Source organism: Streptomyces synnematoformans (assembly GCF_039531005.1).
GTDB lineage: Bacteria > Actinomycetota > Actinomycetes > Streptomycetales > Streptomycetaceae > Streptomyces > Streptomyces synnematoformans.
Map to the genome: position 1 here is coordinate 1 of NZ_BAAAPF010000720.1, position 891 is coordinate 891.

The following is an 891-nucleotide window of genomic DNA, read 5'->3' on the forward strand; positions in this document are numbered from 1 at the left end:
AGCGCGTCGCGCGCCATCGCCGCCGGCTCCTCCCCGCCGCGCTGCGCCGGGGCTGCGGTGCGCGTACAGGTCGGAGACGACGAGCGGGACGTCGAGCGCGTCGCGTACGGCGAGGGTGTCGGCGAGCGCGCTCAGCGAGTCGCCGCCGTGGGCGAGGAAGTCGTCGTCCACGCCGAAGTCCGGCAGCCCGAGGACGCCGCGCATGATGTCCGCGACGCGCTCCGCGGGCGGGTCGCCGTCCCGGGCGCCGGGTCCGCCGCCGGCCGGCGGCCTCTCCGGCTTCTCCGTCACGATCCGGCGCAGCGCCGCCAGGTCGACCTTCCCGTTGTCGGTCAGCGGGAGCGACTCCAGCACGAAGCAGTGGTGCGGCAGGTGGATGCGCGGCAGCACCGACACCAGGTGCGCGCGGAGCGCCGCAGGCGCGGTGCCCGCCTCGGCGGCGGCGGCCACCACCAGCCGGTTGCGCCCGCCCTGCCGCACGGTCAGCGCCTTGGCCTGGATCACCCCGGGGCACCCCTCGGCGGCGGTCTCGATCTCGGCCGGCTCGATGCGCACCCCGTCGACCTTCGTCTGCCGGTCGCGCCGGCCGGCGAAGCGCAGCAGGCCCGCCTCGTCGAACCAGCCCAGGTCCCCGGTCCGGTACAGCCGCGGGCCGGGGATCCGCGGATAGGGGTTCGGCACGAAGACCTGCCTGGTGCGCGCCGGTTCGTCGAGGTAGCCGGCGCCCACGCAGGCGCCGCCGACGAGGATCTCCCCGGTGCGGCCCGGGGGCAGCGGGGTGAGCCGGTCGTCGGCGACGACCGCGTAGCAGTTGTCGATGGGGCGGCCGAGCGGGATGCGGTCGCCCTCGGTGCCGGCGATGCGGTGGAAGACCATGCCGATGGCGGTCTC

The 891-nt window shown here is 76.7% G+C and carries 1 protein-coding gene; it reads right to left on the minus strand.

The window, feature by feature from the left end; translation table 11 throughout:
• A partial coding sequence (locus tag ABD317_RS37330) for a non-ribosomal peptide synthetase (protein WP_344296567.1) occupies positions 1–891 on the minus strand: 891 nt, incomplete at both ends.